Source organism: Leclercia sp. G3L (assembly GCF_021117075.1).
GTDB lineage: Bacteria > Pseudomonadota > Gammaproteobacteria > Enterobacterales > Enterobacteriaceae > Enterobacter > Enterobacter adecarboxylatus_C.
The window spans coordinates 4,224,544-4,245,071 of the sequence record NZ_CP088265.1; the positions used below are offsets into that span (position 1 = coordinate 4,224,544).

21 protein-coding genes and 1 tRNA gene are annotated in these 20,528 nt (G+C 52.0%); 7 read left to right on the forward strand and 15 right to left on the reverse strand.

Annotation, left to right across the window (positions count from 1 at the left end; translation table 11 throughout):
- Nucleotides 1-548: 548 nt before the first annotated feature.
- Nucleotides 549-2,570, reverse strand: coding sequence for a recombinase family protein (locus LRS40_RS21820; protein WP_231312668.1), 2,022 nt, complete (start codon nucleotides 2,568-2,570; stop codon nucleotides 549-551).
- A 55-nt stretch (nucleotides 2,571-2,625) separates the two neighbouring features.
- Here LRS40_RS21820 and LRS40_RS21825 point away from each other — a divergent pair, with 55 nt between their 5' ends.
- The gene (locus LRS40_RS21825) at nucleotides 2,626-3,015 is read left to right on the forward strand and encodes a MysB family protein (protein WP_231312669.1); all 390 of its coding nucleotides are present in this window, start codon (nucleotides 2,626-2,628) and stop codon (nucleotides 3,013-3,015) included.
- Here the strand turns inward: LRS40_RS21825 and LRS40_RS21830 are convergent, their stop codons facing one another.
- The 3 genes from LRS40_RS21830 to mdoG form a co-directional block, all read right to left on the reverse strand.
- Entirely contained in the window at nucleotides 3,016-3,243 is a 228-nt protein-coding gene (locus tag LRS40_RS21830; protein ID WP_114387444.1) for a YceK/YidQ family lipoprotein, read from the reverse strand.
- Between the two features lie 99 nt (nucleotides 3,244-3,342).
- Entirely contained in the window at nucleotides 3,343-5,871 is a 2,529-nt protein-coding gene (gene mdoH / locus LRS40_RS21835) for a glucans biosynthesis glucosyltransferase MdoH (protein WP_142489043.1), read from the reverse strand.
- Entirely contained in the window at nucleotides 5,864-7,399 is a 1,536-nt protein-coding gene (gene mdoG / locus LRS40_RS21840) for a glucans biosynthesis protein MdoG (RefSeq protein ID WP_142489042.1), read from the reverse strand. Before mdoG ends, mdoH begins: the two co-directional genes overlap by 8 nt.
- Before the next feature lie 273 nt (nucleotides 7,400-7,672).
- Here mdoG and mdoC point away from each other — a divergent pair, with 273 nt between their 5' ends.
- Nucleotides 7,673-8,833 (forward strand): glucans biosynthesis protein MdoC, encoded by a 1,161-nt coding sequence (gene mdoC / locus LRS40_RS21845; RefSeq protein ID WP_231312670.1) that lies wholly within the window; start codon nucleotides 7,673-7,675, stop codon nucleotides 8,831-8,833.
- A 33-nt stretch (nucleotides 8,834-8,866) separates the two neighbouring features.
- On the opposite strand, the gene LRS40_RS21850 is transcribed toward mdoC, so the two are convergent.
- The 6 genes from LRS40_RS21850 to csgB all read right to left on the reverse strand — a co-directional run bounded on the left by LRS40_RS21850 (nucleotide 8,867) and on the right by csgB (nucleotide 12,703).
- Nucleotides 8,867-10,351, reverse strand: coding sequence for a phospholipase D family protein (locus tag LRS40_RS21850; protein ID WP_185902421.1), 1,485 nt, complete (start codon nucleotides 10,349-10,351; stop codon nucleotides 8,867-8,869).
- A complete protein-coding gene (gene ymdB, locus LRS40_RS21855) occupies nucleotides 10,287-10,829 on the reverse strand; it encodes an O-acetyl-ADP-ribose deacetylase (RefSeq protein WP_156263437.1) in 543 nt (180 codons plus the stop codon). Before ymdB ends, LRS40_RS21850 begins: the two co-directional genes overlap by 65 nt.
- 84 nt (nucleotides 10,830-10,913) lie before the next feature.
- Nucleotides 10,914-11,300, reverse strand: coding sequence for a type 1 fimbrial protein (locus LRS40_RS21860; RefSeq protein ID WP_231312671.1), 387 nt, complete (start codon nucleotides 11,298-11,300; stop codon nucleotides 10,914-10,916).
- A gap of 68 nt (nucleotides 11,301-11,368) precedes the next feature.
- On the reverse strand, nucleotides 11,369-11,695 hold the full coding sequence (gene csgC, locus LRS40_RS21865; protein ID WP_142489038.1) for a curli assembly chaperone CsgC: 327 nt from the start codon (nucleotides 11,693-11,695) through the stop codon (nucleotides 11,369-11,371).
- Between the two features lie 61 nt (nucleotides 11,696-11,756).
- Complete coding sequence (csgA, locus tag LRS40_RS21870) at nucleotides 11,757-12,212, reverse strand: curli major subunit CsgA (RefSeq protein ID WP_142489037.1); 456 nt, start codon at nucleotides 12,210-12,212, stop codon at nucleotides 11,757-11,759.
- Nucleotides 12,213-12,253: 41 nt separating this feature from the next.
- Entirely contained in the window at nucleotides 12,254-12,703 is a 450-nt protein-coding gene (gene csgB, locus LRS40_RS21875; protein WP_142489036.1) for a curli minor subunit CsgB, read from the reverse strand.
- A 746-nt stretch (nucleotides 12,704-13,449) separates the two neighbouring features.
- Here csgB and csgD point away from each other — a divergent pair.
- Genes csgD through csgG form a run of 4 tightly spaced genes read left to right on the forward strand, consistent with a single transcriptional unit; the run spans nucleotide 13,450 to nucleotide 15,784 of the window.
- The gene (gene csgD, locus LRS40_RS21880; protein WP_142489035.1) at nucleotides 13,450-14,100 is read left to right on the forward strand and encodes a biofilm master transcriptional regulator CsgD; all 651 of its coding nucleotides are present in this window, start codon (nucleotides 13,450-13,452) and stop codon (nucleotides 14,098-14,100) included.
- A 4-nt stretch (nucleotides 14,101-14,104) separates the two neighbouring features.
- Nucleotides 14,105-14,494, forward strand: coding sequence for a curli production assembly/transport protein CsgE (gene csgE / locus LRS40_RS21885; RefSeq protein WP_142489034.1), 390 nt, complete (start codon nucleotides 14,105-14,107; stop codon nucleotides 14,492-14,494).
- 13 nt (nucleotides 14,495-14,507) lie between these two features.
- Complete coding sequence (gene csgF, locus LRS40_RS21890; RefSeq protein WP_231312672.1) at nucleotides 14,508-14,924, forward strand: curli production assembly/transport protein CsgF; 417 nt, start codon at nucleotides 14,508-14,510, stop codon at nucleotides 14,922-14,924.
- Nucleotides 14,925-14,950: 26 nt separating this feature from the next.
- Nucleotides 14,951-15,784 carry a curli production assembly/transport protein CsgG gene (csgG, locus tag LRS40_RS21895; protein ID WP_032617498.1) on the forward strand — a complete coding sequence of 278 codons (834 nt, stop codon included), beginning with the start codon at nucleotides 14,951-14,953 and terminating at the stop codon, nucleotides 15,782-15,784.
- A gap of 42 nt (nucleotides 15,785-15,826) precedes the next feature.
- Here csgG and LRS40_RS21900 read toward each other — a convergent pair whose 3' ends face one another.
- The 4 genes from LRS40_RS21900 to ghrA form a co-directional block, all read right to left on the reverse strand.
- Nucleotides 15,827-16,309 carry a DUF1097 domain-containing protein gene (locus tag LRS40_RS21900; protein WP_142489032.1) on the reverse strand — a complete coding sequence of 161 codons (483 nt, stop codon included), beginning with the start codon at nucleotides 16,307-16,309 and terminating at the stop codon, nucleotides 15,827-15,829.
- A 96-nt stretch (nucleotides 16,310-16,405) separates the two neighbouring features.
- Entirely contained in the window at nucleotides 16,406-16,960 is a 555-nt protein-coding gene (locus LRS40_RS21905; protein WP_142489031.1) for a molecular chaperone, read from the reverse strand.
- Between the two features lie 20 nt (nucleotides 16,961-16,980).
- Complete coding sequence (locus tag LRS40_RS21910) at nucleotides 16,981-17,718, reverse strand: phosphatase (protein WP_231312673.1); 738 nt, start codon at nucleotides 17,716-17,718, stop codon at nucleotides 16,981-16,983.
- 83 nt (nucleotides 17,719-17,801) lie between these two features.
- Entirely contained in the window at nucleotides 17,802-18,740 is a 939-nt protein-coding gene (gene ghrA / locus LRS40_RS21915; protein ID WP_142489029.1) for a glyoxylate/hydroxypyruvate reductase GhrA, read from the reverse strand.
- 228 nt (nucleotides 18,741-18,968) lie between these two features.
- On the opposite strand from ghrA, the gene LRS40_RS21920 reads away from it, so the two are divergent.
- Nucleotides 18,969-19,056, forward strand: a tRNA-Ser gene (locus tag LRS40_RS21920).
- Between the two features lie 494 nt (nucleotides 19,057-19,550).
- Here the strand turns inward: LRS40_RS21920 and LRS40_RS21925 are convergent.
- Entirely contained in the window at nucleotides 19,551-20,456 is a 906-nt protein-coding gene (locus LRS40_RS21925) for a LysR family transcriptional regulator (protein ID WP_156263405.1), read from the reverse strand.
- Nucleotides 20,457-20,528 lie beyond the last annotated feature (72 nt).

Below are 20,528 nucleotides of genomic sequence, written 5' to 3' on the forward strand. Positions count from 1 at the left end.
TGCATTGTTGAACCGGAATTCCTTTCCGGTAGTTGGGAGTACCGCCATTTCTCATAAAAATTACAGTACAGTTATATGCAGAGCCTGAATTACTTCATGTTGTTCAGGCTTTTTTATTTCAGTACTACGAATTCAGAACTGTGCTCTGATTTATTAAGTACTGTATTGCCGCTGCATTACCCGGTTTTAAGTTCTTAGTACTGCTAATACGTTCTAATTCTGCAATTTGTGCAGGGGTGAGCCTTACCATTACTGGTACTGTTTTTTTATCGGTCATTGGATTTATCCTGTAATCATTTGGACTCAAAATCGACGTGAAGAAACGCCCCTAATTGCAAGGGGCTTACATAATCACAATCGAAAAGGAGTCGAACTTGTCTTGATATACTGATTGTAACGCATCATGGAAAACCATCCCAAAAAAGGGCGTTATTTTTCTGTTCTTACATGTTTATTTATCAAATTACTCAGAAATGACGCTGAAACGAACCCAGAAACAAGAAAACCCGCTTAGACGGGTTCTCTGTATGTTCTAGTACTGAAAAATTTTAGAAGTCTAGTTCTAGGAGTGCCTTATTACCTTGTTCAATGACCTGTACTGTTTCGCATAACAACTTGAAGCGTTGAATAATCAGTTCATTTCTACAGGTGGCAATCATAGGATTAAGAGTACTTATAACAGCCTCTGCATCCTTCAGTACTTGATCAATGTTATCACCATCAGCAAACGTACTTTGAAGTCCTTCTACCTTACTGCTTAAAGTGTCCAGTACTTTAATTGTCTCGTTATCAATTAGTTCAAAAGCGATTTCAAACCCTGTATTCAGATACTCTAAGAATACTTTGGTCATTTCAACTTCCGTTACGGTAGGCTGTCTAATCATGTCAACACGATGATTCATTATGTCAATTTTCATGTAACCTACATCTAAAACACAATTATTCCATATGGTAATCATGCTTTTCAGATTGCATCTATTATCAGTAATTAATACATGTTTTAGCACGTCCTTGTGATAACTAATGTCGTAAATGTAAATAGTCCCATCTGACAGATCGAAACGGCCACATTTAATTGAACTGATAACATTGGAAAAGTGCATGTTTGTTTTGCGTCTGAGCACTGTATTATCCTGATCACTAATAGCTTTCATATCGTAATCATAATTCATCTTCACAATATGGCTTTCGTTCTCTATTTTGTAGATTTTTTCAGTGATCGTTTCGCGTTCTGTAATGCGTTTACGCTTGAATCCCATCAAAAGGAACAGCTCTTCCTCGTCAGATGCACTCTGCATTTGCACATTTAACGCATCAATTTTAGAACTGATATCTGATAACTGACTTTTGAGCGATTCAACTGATGACTGTTCTGTATCTTGTCCATAGATAACATTAAGATCTAAACCTTTAATATGGTTCAGCAGGAAACGTTCACTATCTCCATAACGTATCAGTTTAGAATCACAGTGCTCGTCCTTTGTACGCTGTCTATAGCATCTAAAATACTGGCTACCGTTTGACATACTCTGAACGTTCATGGGACTACCACATACAAGACACCTGCTAATGCCGTTAAACAAATTACGCTGTTTAGTTGTAGTACTTCTAGGTTTTCTGGCCTGAATGTTTTTATCCATAAGTGATTCAACTTTTGAAAAAAGTTCATCCCCTATTACGATTGGATAGATCCTAATAGCATTCAGGTTTGCCTCATGTCTTGCCTTACGATTTTTCAGAAGTCTTTTTTCAGCTTCCTCATCCGTTTCATCATCTCTCTGAGACACGGTTTTATATTTACCGACCAAATAGCCATTTAACCGTCTGTCGCGTAATTTATTGTAAACAGTGACGAGGTTCCAACCCCTGTCGTTGTATCTGTCACCATTAGCGTTCAGAGTTTTTACGATTTCAGTAACACCCATACCGTTAACATACATTTTGAAAATGTTTGTTATTTTTTCGACATTTACAGTATTAATTATATAACCCTGCTTATCTTCAGTCAGTGAAAGCCAGTCAGGAGTATTGTTATTTAATGCAGTACCATGTTCTTCGGCGGCTGCTTTTCGCTTTTTCCACGACTTCTTACTGAAATTGGATTTCCGCAAAGACTCATTGTACGCACGACTAATAGACATATTGAGTACTGTACTGGATTCTGGAATCTTGTTACTGAAACAGCTACCGGACTCTACTTCTAGAATGTCTATCCCATTCATAATAAGAGTACTTAACTTGTTGTAAGCCTCGTAATTGCTAAGGCGTACTAGGCGATCAACGTTCTCACAGACTAGTACACCACTAGTTATTTTTCTGTCTACTACAGCTTTGTAGAACTTTCCGAGCGAACTTTTAGCAGCCCAGTTTGCCCCCTTGAATGCAGACTTCCCAATGTCTGAATCTAGGATTTCATAATTTTCTGGATCGAGTTGATAACCCAAACGCTGATCTAGGGTCGCAAAACTGAGGTAGTCTTTAACAGTAGAAATCTGCCTGTCAATCCCGAATCCGTGCTGTTGTTGCATCGTCGATACACGACTGTAAATGAACGCTTTGACACTTTTCATTATGAGACCTATAAGTTTTGGTAACGCCAATTAACCCTTTGCGAGGCACATTACCATGTCACATGAAGATTATGTATTTTATAGTACCCTGCAGGAAGCGATTGATGCCGCGCGCGAGGAGTTCCTCGCTGATAATCCCGGCATTGAGGAAGATGACGCGAATATTGAGCAACTCAATATCCAGAAATATGTCATGCAGGATGGGGACATTATGTGGCAGGCCGAATTTTTTGCCGATGACGGCGAAGACGGCGAATGTCTGCCGGTGCTGAGCGGTGAAGCGGCTCAGGCAGTGTTTGATGGCGATTATGACGAAATTGAGCTCCGTCAGGAGTGGCTGGAAGAGAACACCCTGCATGAATGGGATGAGGGTGAATTCCAGCTTGAGCCGCCGCTGGATACCGAAGAGGGCCAAACCGCAGCGGATGAGTGGGATGAGCGTTAGTTACTCATAGGGCCCATGCTGAGCGTCGATGGGCAGCAGCAGGGTATCAAAAACCAGCGAGAATGGCAGATCCAGCACCGTCAGGTAACGCCACGCGGAGTCGCGAACGTCCCACTGCACGCCCGGATAGTATTGATTGCCGTGTCCCTGCCCCGGGATGGTCCGGCTGATAATACTCCCGCAGCCGCTCAGTAATAATGCCATCGTAATGACGATGAAAAATCGCATTTAATACCTCAAAGATAAAAATACCGGCCCTGGAGCCGGTATTTATTTGCCGGGTGGCGCTACGCTTACCCGGCCTACACGTCATGCAACACTGACGGCTTATTTGGTCTTCAACGCCTGCGGGTTCATCTTCAACGTCTGATAATGGTTCACCCATGAAGAGTATTTCTCCGGGGCGGACCAGACACGATAATGCAGGCGCGACAGGGTGACCGGGTCGCTCAGCAACACCAGACGACGATCGCGGTTCAGCTTCTCCGGGGTCTCGTTCAGCGCCTGCTCAACGTGACGATCGCGGGCGATCTCCAGCACATGGCTGGCACGGTGACGGGCAGTCGCCATGGCGGTGGCCAGCGCGTTGAACGATGGGTTAAACACGGCGTGCATAAAACCATCTTCCAGCGAACGGCTGCGGTTGAGCTCCAGATACCTGTCGGTATCCACCAGCACCTGCGGCGGGGAATACTCTTCCGGGATCAGGAACAGCTTCCAGCGTTTGGTGCGCAGACCCACGGTCGACCGGCTGGAGATCACCGACACGAACGGCGACAGGATCAGCGAGAAGACAATCGGTGCCAGCCAGAACAGGAAGCGCAGATCCAGCCACGCCATCCCTACGGCCCACACCAGGCCAAGCAGCATCTGCGAGCCGTGACGCATAAAGGCTTCACTCCACGGGGTGGAGTCATCGTCACGCTGCGGTGAGTTCCAGACCACTTCCCAGCCGAGGAACGCGCTGACCACGAAGACGGTGTGGAACAGCATACGCACCGGTGCCAGCAGTACTGAGAACAGCACTTCCAGCAGCAGGGAGAGCGTTACGCGGAAGAAACCGCCGTACTCTTTCGAGCCCTTACACCAGATTAGCACGATACTGAGCAGCTTCGGCAGGAACAGCAGCACCATCGTCGAGGCAAAGAGCGCGATCGCCAGCTCAGGACGCCACTGCGGCCACACCGGGAACAGCTGGCGCGGTTGCAGGAAGTACTGCGGCTCGGTCAGGGCGTGCACTACCTGCAGCGCGGTCGACAGGGCCAGGAACATAAACCACAGCGGCGCGGAGAGGTAGGACATCACGCCGGTCAGGAACACGGCACGGTGTACCGGGTGCATCCCTTTGACGAGGAACAGGCGGAAGTTCATCAGGTTACCGTGACACCAGCGGCGGTCACGCTTCAGCTCATCCAGCAGGTTCGGCGGCAGCTCTTCATAGGAGCCCGGGAGGTCATAGGCAATCCACACCCCCCAACCAGCACGACGCATCAGCGCGGCTTCCACGAAGTCATGCGACAGGATCGAGCCCGCAAACGAGCCTTCACCCGGCAGCGGTGCCAGGGCACAGTGCTCGATGAACGGCTTCACGCGGATGATGGCGTTATGCCCCCAGTAGTGGGATTCACCCAACTGCCAGAAGTGCAGACCGGCGGTAAAGAGCGGCCCATACACGCGCGTTGCAAACTGCTGGCAGCGCGCATACAGCGTGTCCATGCCCGACGCTTTTGGCGAAGACTGGATGATCCCGGCGTTGGGGTTGGCTTCCATCAGGCGCACGAGACCCGTCAGGCAGTCACCGGTCATCACCGAGTCCGCATCCAGCACCACCATGTAGCTGTACTGGTTGCCCCAGCGACGGCAGAAGTCATCGATATTGCCGCTTTTACGCTTCACGCGACGACGGCGACGACGGTAGAAGATCTGCCCTTCGCCCTGCACTTCGGCGATCAGCTCCATCCAGGCTTTCTGTTCCGCTACGCAAATGTCGGGGTTGTAGCTGTCACTCAGGATGTAAACGTCGAAGTGTTCGCCGTTACCGGTAGCTTTCACCGACTCCCAGGTAGCGCGCAGGCCGGCGAAGACGCGATCGACGTCTTCGTTACAGATAGGCATGATCAGCGCCGTGCGGTGCTCAGGATTGATAGGTTCATCCCCCACCGTCGACGCAGAGATGCTGTATTTGTCCCGGCCGATCAACAGCTGCAGGAAGCCCATCAGCGCGGTCCAGAAACCGGCCGATACCCAGCAGAAGAGAATGGCGAACAGCAGCAGGATGCCGCTCTGCAGAATATACGGCAGCAGCTGCATAAACGAGACCAGCAGATCCTGGCCGAACATATCGGCCGGATTGATCAGCGCCCAGCCCTGGTAAGGCAGAATGGTCTTCATATACCAGGTGGCGACGACGGTCTGCGCGATGGTCAGCAGCAGCAGGATGTAGCGGCGAATACTGCCGACGGTGCGCCATTTTTCCTCGCTGGCCTGCTGCTCTTTGGTCAGGCGAGAGAGGTAGCGCGGGGTCACGTCGCGGCCACGCAGGCGATCCCAGAAACGGCCCACCGGGTTGGTGCGCCAGGGATCCGGGAACATTGAGGAACGCGTCGCTTTCGGCATCGCCTCAAGCTGGGTACGCCCTTCGTCATCGCGAATCAGCTGGCCTTCGGCCAGTGAGTCGGGCCAGGCCTGCTCAAGGCGGCTTTTAACCGAGCCCAGCGGGGTATCATCTTCACGGGTAAACGGATGATGATCGGCATCCAGCGCGGTATGCACCGCGCTGATGTCACCCTTCGGCAGTGCCGCCTTCTCGATATCGGTCAGCGGCATGGCATCGATATACTCAGTTGTCTTATTCATTGGCAGGTAGCTGATAGCTCCAGGTTTCACTCAGCGGCTGGTCAGCGTTCACCAGAGAGGCACGCATCTCAGTCGGTTGTTTCGCGTCTTTCAGTTTCACACGCAGGGTTAAACGCCAGCCTTTAGTGACCGGGTTATAACGCACGTTGTTTTCAACGATTTCACCGTTATCACCGATGCTTGCCTGCGCGGTGACCGGGGTTTCCGGCGCCAGTTTAGCCATCTCCTGACCGGTGAAGTCCACCACGAACGCGATAGTGCCATCCGGCTGACGGATAAGATTCGACTGCTTCACGTCACCGGTTGAACGGCGCGTCTGCAGCACATACGCGTTTTCTGGCGCATGCAGTTTGTCTTCATCGCGGCTCATGGTGATGGAGTAGTTGAAGTTCATCTCCTTCCCGGCTTCCGGAAGCTGATCCGGCGTCCAGTACGCGACGATGTTGTCGTTGGTTTCGTCGTTGGTCGGGATCTCTACCAGCTCAACTTTACCTTTGCCCCACTCGCCTTTCGGGGTGATCCAGGCGCTTGGGCGCAGATCGTAACGATCGTCCAGATCTTCAAAGCGAGAGAACTGACGACCGCGCTGCAGCAGGCCGAACCCCTGTGGATTTTCCATGCTGAAGCTGCTTACCGCCAGATGTTTCGGGTTGTTCAGCGGACGCCAGATCCACTCGCCGTTCCCGGCAAGAATCGACAGACCGTTAGAGTCATGCAGTTCCGGGCGGAAGTTGGTGGCGGACGACGGCTGGTTAGGCCCGAACAGGAACATACTGGTTAATGGCGCAACGCCCAGCTTGCCGACTTTATCGCGCAGATAGACTTTTGACTGCACGTCAACCACGGTGTCTCGGCCCGGAATAATGACGAAACGATAGGCACCGGTCGCACGCGGAGAATCCAGCAGGGCATAGATAGTCAGGCGTTTGTCGGTCGGTTTTGGACGCTCAATCCAGAACTCGCGAAAACGAGGGAACTCTTCCCCGGAAGGCAGGGCGGTATCGATCGCCAGACCACGCGCAGAGAGGCCGTACACCTGGCCGCCGCCGATCACGCGGAAATAGCTCGCCCCCAGCATGCTGACAATTTCGTCGTTCTTATCTTTACTGTTGATAGGATAAAGCACTTTAAAGCCCGCAAAGCCCAGATCTTTCACGGTGTCTTTATCGTGTTGCACATTGCCGAAATTAAAATAATCCGGGCTGTACTTGATCTTACGTACCGCATTGGCTGTCACTTCATTAATAGTAACAGGCGTGTCGAAGTACATCCCCTGATGATAAAACTCAAGCTTGAATGGGGTCTTAATCTTATTCCAGTACGCTTTATCGTGATTAAACTGGATCTGCTGATAGTCCGCATATTTCATGTCGCGGAAAACGGAGGGCAAGTTACTTTTTGGCGCTTCGTACCCTTTACCCGCCATCGATTTTGCCTGTTTTGCGACGTCGTCGATGGTAAAGGCCAGGGCCGATGAGGTATACAGAGACAACAAGACGGCTGCCCCTAACCAACGCATTTTCATCATATGTGGTGTATGTTTCATAATAAGTAAGCACTTCCCCCTTTGTGTGCTTATATCGATCCGATCCATTTTAATGGAAAATCAGGCATTCCGACAACATAATCACCGCTTTGTTCAGCGTGCTGGCTCATGGATTAAGCAAATGAAAGTAACCCGTTTTCACTTTGCGTGCTTATCCTGGAGACAGTATGTCGGACTTCGTGTAGGGTTGGCCCCGAATGTAACCACTATTGGTCTTAGGGATAAGGCGATAAGTCTGAGAATGCGCAACGTCATATGAGTACCGTACCCGCACAACGCGAATATTTCCTTGATTCTATTCGGGCCTGGCTCATGCTGCTGGGGATCCCATTTCACATCTCATTGATCTATTCGAGCCACGTCTGGCACGTCAATAGCGCCGAGTCCTCGTGGTGGCTGACGCTATTCAACGATTTTATCCATTCCTTCCGGATGCAGGTCTTTTTCGTTATTTCGGGCTATTTTTCCTACATGCTTTTTCTGCGCTACCCGCTTAAACGGTGGTGGAAAGTGCGCGTCGAGCGCGTCGGCATCCCGATGCTCACCGCTATTCCCCTGCTCACGCTGCCGCAATTTATTATGCTGCAGTACGTAAAAGGCAAAGCGGATACCTGGCACAACCTGTCGCTGTACGAAAAATACAACACCCTCGCCTGGGAACTGATCTCGCACCTGTGGTTCCTGCTGGTGCTGGTGGTGATGACCACGATCTGCCTGTGGCTGTTCAGCCGCATGCGCCGCCATCTCAGTACCCGGACGGAGACGTTTTTTGCCGACATCAGCTGGGGCAAACTGTCGATTCTGTTTTTACTGCTGGGCATTGCCTATGCTGCGCTGCGCCGCACGCTGTTAATGGTTTACTCGCCGATCCTCAGCGACGGTCTGTTTAATTTTGTGGTGATGCAGACGCTCTTCTATCTTCCTTTCTTTATGATTGGCGCGCTGGCATTTGTGCATCCCAAACTGAAAGCCCTGTTCACTACCCCATCGCGCGGCTGCACCCTCGGGGCGGCGCTGGCGTTTGTCGCCTATCTGCTGAATCAGCGTTATGGCAGCGGTGATGCGTGGATGTATGAAACCGAAAGCGTGATCACCATGCTGCTTGGGCTGTGGATGGTAAATGTGGTCTTTGCCCTGGGGCACCGCCTGCTGAACTTTAAATCCGCGCGCGTGACTTATTTTGTCAACGCCTCGCTGTTTATCTATCTGGTGCATCACCCGTTGACGCTGTTCTTTGGCGCTTATATCACGCCGCATATCAGCTCAAATCTGCTGGGCTTTATCTGCGGGCTGGTGTTCGTGGTCGGGATTGCGATTGCGCTGTATGAAATTCATCTGCGTATTCCGCTGCTGCGCTTCTTATTTTCCGGTAAACCGGCCAGCAAACCCAATAACACCCCGCAGGCCACCAGCTAAATGTTGTGCGCCGGTCACTGAACCGGCGCCGCTTTAAAGTAGCCACTCTACGGGTAGCCAGTAGGCCAGCCGCACCAGCATCCGCTGCCAGAAACGGGTTTTGGGTTCCTTTGTGTGCACAATTTCCTCTCCATCCTTGCGCTCAATCCAGTTCAGTCGTCCCAGACTGTCCAGCTTTATCTGCCAGGCCTCATGGCGTTGACTGCGGACAAAACGGGTATGGATCAGTCTCGCCAGCACCTCGCTTTCAATGACAAAGCCCATCTCGGTATTGAGCATGGTTGACCGGGGATCAAAATTAAGCGAACCAATAAACACTTTCTCACCGTCGATACTGAACGTCTTGGCATGCAGGCTGGAACCGGAGTTCCCGGTAATACCGCGGTCGTGCACCACCGGTACGCCATCCTGGGTCGGCTTAAGTTCATACAGTTCAATGCCGTGGCGTAACAGCTTCTTGCGCCAGCGGGCATAGCCTGCATGCACCACGGCGACATCGTTAGCCGCCAGGGAATTGGTCATAATGGCGACTTTTACCCCTTTACGTACCATCTGCAGCAGCAGGGCTACCCCCGCCCGGGTCGGAACAAAATAGGCGGAGATAATCGCAATTTGCTCCACCGGCGAGCCCATGACGTCCAGCAAACGCTGCGGCAGCAGCGAATGGCGTTTTGCCCTGCCCTGCCCTTTACGCGGATCGTCACTGAGCAACCGGGTTTTCGCCCAGATCAGCGGCAAATTACCGGCCTCGAGGCGGGTAATAAACTCGCTGGACTGGAGTTTATCCAGATAGCGGCGGGTGATATCGTCCCGATACCACTCTTCAGGCGGGTGAATTTTATCTTCGATCTCGGTCTCCGACAGCTCCAGCACCTGCTGGAGCGTGGAAACCGAGGCGCAGTTCCAGTAGCGTTCAAAATCATCGGCCACGTCCTGAACTACCGGACCTGTTGCCATCACATCCAGATCGGAGAATAAAGGCTCCTCGCCCGCGCCAAAATAGGCATCCCCGATATTTCTGCCACCAACAATAGTGACCTCCCCGTCCACGGTAAAACTCTTGTTATGCATTCGCCGGTTGAGTCGGGCGAAGTCCGTGAGGTAACCAAGGGCGCGCAGGGTGCGAAATGAGAAAGGGTTAAACAGACGAACGGAGAAATTAGGATGTGCGTCCAGCAGGCGCAGGATAGCGTCCAGCCCCTGCGTATTGTTGTCATCCAGCAGCAGACGCACCCGCACGCCGCGCATGGCGGCGGAGAGCAACACGGAAAACAACAGTCTTCCGGACATGTCATCTTCCCAGATGTAATACTGCACATCGAGGGTCTTTTCCGCCATCTCCGCCAGCCGGTAGCGGCAGGCGAAGGCGTCAAGACTGTTATCAAGAGGGAGAAGACCACAAAGGCCAGGATGAGCAGAGCTGACCGGCGCAATAGCGCGCCCAAGTCGCGTGTTATGCGTCGGTTTCCTGACCTCGTTGGGTAAGCAGTCGCTTGTATAGCCGGGCATTTTCTTCATCATAGCAGACAAAGTATACCCGCTCCGGCAGAGGCTTGCGGGTGAGATAATCCGAAACCGTATTAACGGCGATTTCTGCCGCTGCGGCACGCGGATAACCGTACACACCGGTGCTGATTGCCGGGAATGCGAGGGTATGATAGCCGTTGGCTGCCGCCAGGTTCAGGCTGTTGCGATAAGCCTCTTCCAGGATCCGGGCTTCATGACGATCGCCTCCATGCCAGACGGGGCCAACGGTGTGGATCACCGCTTTGGCTGGCAGGTCGCCTGCCAGCGTAATGACCGCCTGGCCCGGCGCGCATTCGCCCTGCTGCTGACGTACCACCTTGCAGGCCTCCAGCAGTGCGGGCCCGGCCGCCCGGTGAATGGCGCCATCCACGCCGCCACCGCCCATCAACGAGGGATTGGCGGCATTGACCACCACATCGACATGCAGGGTGGTGATATCACCGAGAAAAACTTCAATACGCGAGTTCATAATCAACCTCTGCTGACGCTTTTTTCTTAAGTGTATCGCAGAGGATGGGGTGTGTAAGCCCTGCAATCAGAAAACCGCCCCGCCTTAGCGGTAATCCACCTGAACAATAGCCAACGATTTTTCAGGGTTAATGTACTTCATACTGATGGTCGCGCGATCCGTTACAGCAGCCCCATATAAGGCATCTGAATAGCTCACCTGTTGGGTATGCATTTTTGTATTCTGCGGACAGGTCACCGAAATGGTGTGCGACGCCGGGGAGATCACGCAGGGATCTTCGACAACCTGTCCGGTGAAATGGATGACTGTCGCGGCATAAGCCGGGGTGAACGTCACCGCCATCACGAGCGCGGCGGAAAGTTTGATACGGGACGAGATCATCGGTGCGATCCTTAATGAAAATCGTCCTTGATGATAATAAGACAGGCCCCGGGCTGGGCTGTCGACTGGCATCGACGATGCCAGCAACATCAGAATAACCACACACAAACATTTACGCTACATTAATCAATCCATTGATTTCATGAATATTTTACCCATTATGCTTTTGACGGCGGCCACTGCTGCGACAGGTGCAGTGATTTGCCATCCGACACCGTAACAATGACATTCACTTTGTCGTTGGGTCCCGAGTTAACGGTCATTCGGGAAAGATTGACCGTTTTATTAGCCGGTAATGAGACGGTATTTTGCTGCCGCGAGGTACTCTGCCCGCCGGGTCCGCTGCGCGAGGTGAGGATCTGCACCTGGCATAAACAGGGTTCGGTCACCGTTACCTGAGGAATAATGGTTAACATTTCGCCTTCAGTGGCCGTCTGAAAGGTAATCTGGCTGGTGAGCGCAGCAAGCAGTAAAAGTGTATTCATGATCTTCTCCCAAAAAAAAACAGGGCCTCAGCCCTGTTTTTTCGTCGTACGGACGTCAGCGTTAGTACTGGCCAGCAGTAACGGTGTTGCCGAAGCCAACCTGAGTGATGTTAGCGGTAGCACCATTAGAGGTCTGATTCAGACTCACTTCGTTACGACCACCAGACTGACGAACGTTAGCGGTGAGGTCACGACCACTCCACTGGCTGATGGTTGCTTCGTTACCCTGGCCACGCTGGTTCAGATCGATTTCGCTGTTATCAGCGCCCTGTGACAGGTCAGCATCGTTACCGAAACCGTTCTGAGTTACGGTGATTTCAGACCCACGAGCGTCGCTCTGCAAAGCGTCTACGTTGTTACGACCACCGTACTGATAAACAGTCAGGGTTTCTGGGCTAACGTTATTTCCACCATTGTTACCGCCGCCATGATTATTGCCCCATTGTGGAATGGAGCCAGCCATAGCACTGCCAGAAACCACGATTGCTGCAATTACTGCCACTTTTAAAAGTTTCATTGTAAAGCCCCCATCGGATTGATTAATTCATCACTCAATAGCTAGCGTTGGATTACGCGAATCGCCATTTGTGACTGTCTCTGCACTACAACTGCCGTTTTTTGCGTACCGTACTGCGTAATATTCGCTCTGTTACCAGAACCTTTCTGAATAATCATTGCGGTATTACCATATGCACCTTGATTAATACTCGCACTGTTCGAGTTCCCTTTTTGATCAACGTAGGCAAGGTTATAACTGCCTGATTGTTCAATGTTCGCCCGATTATTTCCGCCTTCCTGGGAAACGACAGATAACAATTTCGTGCCCTGCTGGAGAACAGTTGCGTTATTATTAACGCCCTGCTGTCCAATAATAGCGGCCTGGTTATAGGATGATTTACTCAATTCATTAACCGCAAAATTGTATTCTGAAGCTGCCAAATCAGGGGTAGCGAAAACAAATCCAGGTGCACCCAGTAATGTAAACATCAATAACAACTTGTTCTTCATGTTATCACCCTGGACCTGGTGGTAAAATAACTTGCGTTAACAAGGTGAAATATTTTGTTAACCCGGCGTTACGATGAAGAGTATGTCTGCCGAAACAATTTTAATATCTCACCCGCCAGTTGTATTTTTATTTCCATCGTCACCCCAAAGTATTAAAAAAAATTAAACACCCCGGTGATACAGCGGTTTAACAGGCCTTTTAAAAAGCGCATATACAGATTTCGGAAATGGATAGCGGTGAAAATGCTGATTTGCCGTTTCGCCTGCCTTGCAGGTGAGTTTGACGATATATCCATGAATGCGTGACAAACTCCGTGATTTCTTAAGACGTTTACACATTGTAAAAATAGGCTTAGCGTTTTGACCAAGCTCATACCTTACCCTTAACGGCACCTTAAATATATATCTCTTAATAATCAACAAGATAATATAATTTGTATGATTTTTAAAATGTGTGCATCAATATGTTTGTGTACAACTTTTTGATGAAGCCTCATCAATTCATGAACTCAAATTTTACAAGTTAATATTGATTTTTACATCTTGTTACACGTTTAACACTTGCTTTAAAAATCGTAATAGCTAGATTGAAAACAGAAGTTCGGCATTGTTATTTTATTTTCCCTTACTTCAAGGGATATGGTCTTTCTTCTACACACAGCAGTGCAACATCTGTCAGTGCTTCTGGTGCCCCCAATAATATTATTGGGGGCAGCTGCCAGATGTTTCAAAAAAGGGGTTTCATCATGTTTAATGAAGTCCAAAGCTTTCATGGTCAGACATTATTGTTAGTGACCAAGCCTTCTTTACAGGCGACAGCCTTACTACAGCATTTAAAGCAAAGTCTTACATTGAGCGGAAAATTGCATAGCATTCAACGCTCTTTCGATGACATTGCGCCTGGCAGTATTATTCTTTTCGATATGATGGAAGCGGATAAAAAACTTATCCAATACTGGCAAGATATTTTAAGCAGAAAAAACAACAATATCCGTGTGCTATTGTTGAATACGCCTGAAGAGTATCCTTTCAGGGATATTGAAAGCTGGCCGCATATCAATGGTGTCTTCTATGTCAACGAGGACGAGACGCGCGTGGTTGATGGCCTGCAGGGCGTTCTGCGTGGTGAATGCTACTTTTCGCAAAAACTTGCCAGCTACCTCATAACGCATTCCGGAAATTATCGCTATAACAGTTCAGAGTCTGCGTTGCTGACCCATCGCGAAAAAGAGATTCTGAATAAATTACGCATCGGAGCTTCAAATATTGAAATCGCCCGTTCGTTATTTATCAGCGAAAATACGGTTAAGACCCATCTTTATAATCTTTTCAAGAAGATAGCTGTTAAAAACCGGACGCAGGCGGTTTCATGGGCGAACGATAACCTCAGGCGTTAACAGTATGAAACGCACAATGAGTTGGATTGCCGCAGCAGGCTTTTGGCTTGCTGCCGGGAATCTGCATGCGGTTGAAGTTGAGGTTCCAGGATTGTTAACCGACCACACTGTCTCGGCAGTTGGACACGCTTTTTATCGCGAGTTCAGCGACAAATGGGAAAGTGACTATCCTGGGAACTTAACGATTAATGAACGGCCCAGTGCGCGATGGGGAAGTTGGATCACCATAACGGTCAATCAGGACGTTATATTCCAGACATTTTTATTCCCAACGAAAAAAGACCTCGATCAAAACGTGGTCTTCGCTCTGGCTCAAACCGAAGAAGCAATAAATCGTCTGCAGATCGATAAAGCTCTGCTCAGTACCGGCGATTTAGCGAAAGACGAATTTTAATTCGGAGGCATTCATGCGTGTTGTCCATGCAGCTATTGCTTTAATGCTCATTCCATCGTTGAGCTGGGCCGGAAATATGACCTTCCAGTTCCGGAACCCTAACTTCGGTGGTAACCCCAATAACGGCTCTTTTCTTTTAAACTCGGCCCAGGCGCAAAACTCCTATAAGGATTCGAGCGCCGACGATGACTTCGGTATTGAGACCCCAAGCGCCCTGGATAACTTTACCCAGGCGATCCAGGCCCAGGTTCTGGGCGGATTATTGACCAACATCAACACCGGCAAACCGGGCCGTATGGTGACCAGCGACTTTATTGTCGACATCGCCAATGCGGACGGACAAATGCAGTTAAATGTCACGGACCGGAAAACGGGGAGAACGTCCACCATTCAGGTTGCTGGCTTGCAAAATAACTCTACCGACTTCTAAGCAATGTCGAGATAAGGACAATAATCATGCAGCGCTTTCTCATACTTGTTGCAGTATGCTTATTGAGCGGTTGTTTAACTGCTCCCCCGAAACAGGCGGCAAAACCGACATTAATGCCTCGCGCCCAAAGCTATCGTGATTTAACCCAGTTACCACTGCCAACGGGTAAAATCTACGTGTCGGTTTACAATATTCAGGATGAAACGGGTCAATTTAAACCTTATCCGGCAAGTAACTTCTCCACTGCTGTCCCGCAAAGCGCCACCGCGATGCTGGTCACGGCGTTAAAAGATTCTCGCTGGTTTATTCCTCTGGAACGCCAGGGGCTGCAAAACCTGCTCAACGAACGCAAAATCATTCGTGCAGCGCAGGATAACGGCACCGTGGCGATGAACAACCGTATTCCGTTGCACTCACTCACGGCGGCAAACGTCATGGTTGAAGGCTCGATTATCGGTTACGAAAGTAATGTGAAATCGGGGGGCGTGGGGGCGCGCTACTTCGGTATCGGCGGTGACACCCAGTACCAGCTTGACCAGATCGCGGTGAACCTGCGTGTGGTCAACGTCAGTACCGGGGAGATCTTATCCTCCGTCACCACCAGCAAAACGATTCTCTCTTACGAGGTTCAGGCCGGGGTGTTCCGCTTTATCGACTACCAGCGACTGCTGGAAGGCGAAATCGGCTATACCTCGAACGAACCGGTGATGCTGTGTCTGATGTCGGCTATCGAAACCGGGGTAATCTTCCTGATTAACGACGGTATCGATCGCGGCCTGTGGGACCTGCAAAACAAGAACGAAGTGAAAAACGATGTTCTGGTGAAATACCGCGAGATGTCATCGCCGCCAGAATCCTGACAGAAAGCGCATTAAAAAGGCGAGACCAGGGTCTCGCCTTTTTTATTTGCTTAACGCCGTGACGTTTCGCGTCCTGTCCCTGCGCGCCGCCAGCCACAGGCCGCTGTTTTTCATCGCGTAGCCAAACACCAGCCCTAAGGCCAGCGAAGGAACCACCAGCCGCCAGTCCCCCTGCCCTGCAAAGGTGGCGCAGGCGCCCATAAAGGTGCCGGGTACAAACGACAGCAGCAGATGTTTCGCCTGGATACACATCAAAAACGCCACCACGCCGGTCATGACGTAGCCGACAATCTCCAGATGGGGTGCCAGCGCGCTGCCGTGGATAATAATCATTGCCCACACCACACCGCTGATCAGCGTACACGCCGAGATAAACAACCCCTTCACGCCACCCTGTGGACAGGCGAAATAGGCCGTGCAGCCCAGAAAACCCGCCCAGCTCAGGAGGCCAAGGGAGACGGCGACCCATCCCCATATGCCGGAGAGGATCCCTGTTGTGATTGCAATAGAAAGTAATATGTTCATGGCGCGCATCTTAGCAGATACGCGGCCATGAAATGAGATCAAGAACACATAATATGCAAATTGAGATTTGCTGTTACATTAATAAGGTGATACAGATCACTCTTCGTTCTCTTCCTGCAGTTCGTCCCACATAGCGGCAACGGCGTCGCGGGTGAGAGGTGCCATAGTGCGCCAGAACGGCGACGCAGCATGCGCCTCTACCTTGCCGAGAAACGCCCCACACCAGGGTAAAATGTACTCCCCAAAGAGCGTTTCCAGCGCCTCGTTTTCGTCTTCTGCCGCGTGATCTTCAATCCACGATGCCGCCAGCAGCAGCGTGCCGATATGATCGGCTGGCGTATCGGTCAGCGGCATACCGCGTGAAGAGAGAAACGCACGTACTTCAGCTTCGGTAGCCCCCTCTTCCCAGGCGGAGCGATAAGGCGACACGCGACACTCTTCCCCGACAAACAGCGCGTTGTAATCGGCTGCAATCTGCTGCATGTCGCAGCTGTTTTGCAGACGCAGCAGCAGCTCATCCTGCTCAAGCGGCCAGCTCTGGGCCAGCTTGCCTTCGCGGATCAGGGTAAACAGCGGCACCAGCAGCGGATCCTGCGGCTGACGATAGTAGAGGGAACCCAGTACGCGGCAGAGGATGGAAAACTCGTTCATTTATTTAGTCCATTACACAGTTAAAATTCAGCAAATTCGGCGATCGGCGCCATACCACGCGACGCCAGGAAGTCGAGTAAACGACGTGGCGTCACGTTCAGAATGCGCTCTTCAGGGAAGCCTACCGCATCGAGGATCTTGCGGCACTCGCTAAAATCACCCAGCGTAAAGGCGGTATGGGAGTCGGATCCCAGCGCCACGTATCCGCCAGCGTCACGCACCGCCGCCGCGACGTCACGGCAGTTCGCTTCACTGCCCTTGCGGGAGTGAATAAACGAGGAGTTGTTGATCTCCAGCGCTACGCGATGCTCTGCCGCCGCACGGGCGACGGCCTGAATGTCGATAGGGTATTTCGGGTTGCCCGGATGGCTGATGATATGCACGTTGCCGCTGGCAATAGTGGCAATCATCGCCTCGGTATTGGTGGCTTTGTCCTGCGGGGCAAATACCGGCTCATGAAAACCGGCGAGGATCATATCCAGCGAGGTCAGCATCGGGCCGGTACAGTCAATCTCACCCTGGGTGTTTTTGATGTTGGCCTCAATTCCGCGCAGGATCCCCACGCCATCCACCACCCGCGGCCAGATACGCATATTCACAAAGTGCCAGTAGTGCGGGGCATCTGCCATATCCGGACCATGATCGGTGATCGCAAAGAGCTTGATGTTCTTTACCTTTGCCTGGGCGATGTAGTCATGAAGATTGCTGTAGGCGTGAGTGCTGGCGACGGTGTGCATATGCAGGTCAACGGGGTACATCGTTCTCTCCTCTCGTGTTTCCCAAAGGATAGCAGTTATCCCAGGCGTTTATTAGCAAAAACCCGGCGATGGCCGGGTTTGACTCAGTAACCGCGCTGCCTGTCGACCTGCCCGGTGACCGGCTCGCCTTTTTCCAGCTGGGTGATGGTGCGCGCGATATAGGCCACGGCTTCGGCCGGACGCGTCACCGCCGCCACGTGTGGTGTCATGGCCACGCGCGGATGGGCCCATAAAGGATGGTCGGCAGGCAACGGCTCTTTACTGTAGACATCCAGCATCGCCCCTTTCAGCTTGCCACGCTCAAGCGCCGCCAGCAGATCGGCCTCCACCACGTGAACGCCGCGCGCCAGGTTCATCAGATAGCTGTTATCCGCCAGCTGATTCAGCAGACCGCTATTGATGATACCGACCGTCTCCGCCGTATTTGGCAGGAGGTTAATCAGCACCCGCGTGCCCTGTAAAAACTGCGGCAATTCATCCATACCGGCAAAGCTGGTCACGCCAGGGTAGTCCTTACGGGTGCGGCTCCAGCAGCGCAGCGGGAAGCCCCAGGGCGCCAGCGCCTCGGCCACCTTAGAACCCAGCACCCCGGCCCCAAGAATACCGATGGTAAAATCTTCGCGCTGATAATCTGCCAGCGGCTCCCAGCGGGCCTGCTGTTTTAACGCCTGATAGTCATCAAAACGGCGGAACCAGTGCAGCACCTGACTTACGGCATACTCCTGCATCTGCTGGCCCATGCCGGTATCTTCAAGGCGAAACAGGGGGATCGTCTCCGCCAGCATTTCCGGGTGCGCTTTCAGTTTGCTGAGGATCGAATCCACCCCGGCGCCGAGGGCAAACACCGCCTTCAGATTACGCCCCTGCAGCATCTCTACCGGGGGATGCCACACCAGCGCATAATCCGCCGGTTCGTTATCACCGCGTTTCCACTCGCGAACCCGCGCGCCCGGCAGCGCCGCCGTAAGCGTTTTAATCCAGTAAGCGTTATCAAATGTTGGGTGGTAAAAAATGATGTCCATTGCGATTGCCTTCTGTTGCGCTGTTTTACGTTCATTTTCAACTGCATCGCAGCATAGCAAAATTTGTTGCCGCGGTCGTTGTTGATAAAAAAGGCACTTTCAGCACAATTAGAAATCAGGTTGGTTGAAGTTTGTCTCAACGCGCTAATTTACTGAAAAAGTTGATTGACGTAAGTAAGGCTTTTCCTTACATTAGCGCCCGTCCCAGCAACAACGGGATGACAATATGGTGAGGTGTCCGAGTGGCTGAAGGAGCACGCCTGGAAAGTGTGTATACGGCAACGTATCGAGGGTTCGAATCCCTCCCTCACCGCCATATTTAAAGAAGAGCTCGCATGAAAATGCGGGCTTTTTTTTCGCATGTAGCACGCCGCCGGGAGGGATGAGACCCCTCGACTGAGGGTTCGACAACTGGCGACAGCCAGTTGGACAGCCTGAGAGCGCAGCGAACAGGCTGCCCGCAGGGCGAGCGAAGCGAGTCAATCCCTCCCGGTGCTATATGCAACACCGTGCAGTCTGGAAATGTCGGGTGGCGCTAACGCTTACCCGACCTACAAAATCCAGACCCGGCCTCGCCCCGTAGGCCTGATAAGCGCAGCGCCATCAGGCGTTTTCACCAAATGCAACACTGTGCGGTCTTCATGTCGGGTGGCGCTAACGCTTACCCGACCTACAAAATCCAGACCCGGCCTCGCCCCGTAGGCCTGATAAGCGCAGCGCCATCAGGCGTTTTCACCAAATGCAACTCCGTGCGGCCTGCTTGTCGGGTGGCGCTAACGCTTACCCGACCTACAAAACCCAAACCCGGCGTCACTCCTCCACCATCCGCGCATACTCCCCGGTCAAAAAATCCACCAGCGTTCTGACGGACGGTAACAGCCCACGCCGCGAAGGATAGACCGCGTGGATCACCTCCCGCCGTGGCTCCCACGCCTCGAGCACTTTTATCAGCTCCCCCGACGCGAGTTGATCCTTGACCATCAAAATCGGCAGCTGGACCAGGCCCACCCCTGCCATCGCCGCTTCCCGCAGCGCCAGCATGTCGGTCGTAATCAGGCGCGGTTGAAAATGAATCTCCGCCCTGGCCCCTTCCGGCCCGCTCAGCGCCCATTTGTGCACCTGTTTTCCCTCCCCCATACTCAGGCCGGGCCAGGCGCTGAGTTCAGACGGCACCACTGGCGTGCCCAGCCTGTCAATCAACTGCGGCGAGGCCACCAGACAGTGCCCTCTGTCGGCCAGCACCCGCAGGACCAGATCGCTGTCGTCAAAGGGGCGCGGGCGCACGCGGATCGCCACATCAATGCCCTCCGCCACCAGATCCACTCGCCGGTTAGTTGCCTCAAGCTGCAAATTGATGCCGGGATAGCGCGCCATAAACTTCGCCAGCATCGGCCCGACGTGAACATGCAGGAGCGTCACCGGGCAGGTGATCCTGACCATGCCGCGGGGTTCAGCCTGCAATGCCGCGACGGCTTCCTCCGCGGCCTCGGCTTCTACCAGCATCGCCTTACAGTGCTGGTAGAAGGTATGCCCCACCTCCGTAACCGCAAACTGGCGTGTGGTGCGCTGGATCAAGCGCACGCCGAGCCGCTCTTCCAGCTGGGCAATCCGGCGGCTAAGTTTAGATTTTGGCTGATCGAGCGCCCTGCCTGCCGCCGCGAAGCCGCCATGATCCACCACTTTCACAAACCATACGAAATCATTGAGATCCTGCATAACGTCCTCATCGTTCCATTTCTGGAACAGTGCATGTCATTTTCGCTATCTACCGGGATATTAAACCTGAAT

Coding starts and splice junctions, on each gene's coding strand:
- LRS40_RS21820 (WP_231312668.1), bottom strand. CDS start 2,570: ATGAAAAGTGTCAAAGCGTTCATTTACAGTCGTGTATCGACGATGCAA.
- LRS40_RS21825 (WP_231312669.1), top strand. CDS start 2,626: ATGTCACATGAAGATTATGTATTTTATAGTACCCTGCAGGAAGCGATT.
- LRS40_RS21830 (WP_114387444.1), bottom strand. CDS start 3,243: ATGCGATTTTTCATCGTCATTACGATGGCATTATTACTGAGCGGCTGC.
- mdoH (WP_142489043.1), bottom strand. CDS start 5,871: ATGAATAAGACAACTGAGTATATCGATGCCATGCCGCTGACCGATATC.
- mdoG (WP_142489042.1), bottom strand. CDS start 7,399: ATGATGAAAATGCGTTGGTTAGGGGCAGCCGTCTTGTTGTCTCTGTAT.
- mdoC (WP_231312670.1), top strand. CDS start 7,673: ATGAGTACCGTACCCGCACAACGCGAATATTTCCTTGATTCTATTCGG.
- LRS40_RS21850 (WP_185902421.1), bottom strand. CDS start 10,351: ATGAAGAAAATGCCCGGCTATACAAGCGACTGCTTACCCAACGAGGTC.
- ymdB (WP_156263437.1), bottom strand. CDS start 10,829: ATGAACTCGCGTATTGAAGTTTTTCTCGGTGATATCACCACCCTGCAT.
- LRS40_RS21860 (WP_231312671.1), bottom strand. CDS start 11,300: ATGTTGCTGGCATCGTCGATGCCAGTCGACAGCCCAGCCCGGGGCCTG.
- csgC (WP_142489038.1), bottom strand. CDS start 11,695: ATGAATACACTTTTACTGCTTGCTGCGCTCACCAGCCAGATTACCTTT.
- csgA (WP_142489037.1), bottom strand. CDS start 12,212: ATGAAACTTTTAAAAGTGGCAGTAATTGCAGCAATCGTGGTTTCTGGC.
- csgB (WP_142489036.1), bottom strand. CDS start 12,703: ATGAAGAACAAGTTGTTATTGATGTTTACATTACTGGGTGCACCTGGA.
- csgD (WP_142489035.1), top strand. CDS start 13,450: ATGTTTAATGAAGTCCAAAGCTTTCATGGTCAGACATTATTGTTAGTG.
- csgE (WP_142489034.1), top strand. CDS start 14,105: ATGAAACGCACAATGAGTTGGATTGCCGCAGCAGGCTTTTGGCTTGCT.
- csgF (WP_231312672.1), top strand. CDS start 14,508: ATGCGTGTTGTCCATGCAGCTATTGCTTTAATGCTCATTCCATCGTTG.
- csgG (WP_032617498.1), top strand. CDS start 14,951: ATGCAGCGCTTTCTCATACTTGTTGCAGTATGCTTATTGAGCGGTTGT.
- LRS40_RS21900 (WP_142489032.1), bottom strand. CDS start 16,309: ATGAACATATTACTTTCTATTGCAATCACAACAGGGATCCTCTCCGGC.
- LRS40_RS21905 (WP_142489031.1), bottom strand. CDS start 16,960: ATGAACGAGTTTTCCATCCTCTGCCGCGTACTGGGTTCCCTCTACTAT.
- LRS40_RS21910 (WP_231312673.1), bottom strand. CDS start 17,718: ATGTACCCCGTTGACCTGCATATGCACACCGTCGCCAGCACTCACGCC.
- ghrA (WP_142489029.1), bottom strand. CDS start 18,740: ATGGACATCATTTTTTACCACCCAACATTTGATAACGCTTACTGGATT.
- LRS40_RS21925 (WP_156263405.1), bottom strand. CDS start 20,456: ATGCAGGATCTCAATGATTTCGTATGGTTTGTGAAAGTGGTGGATCAT.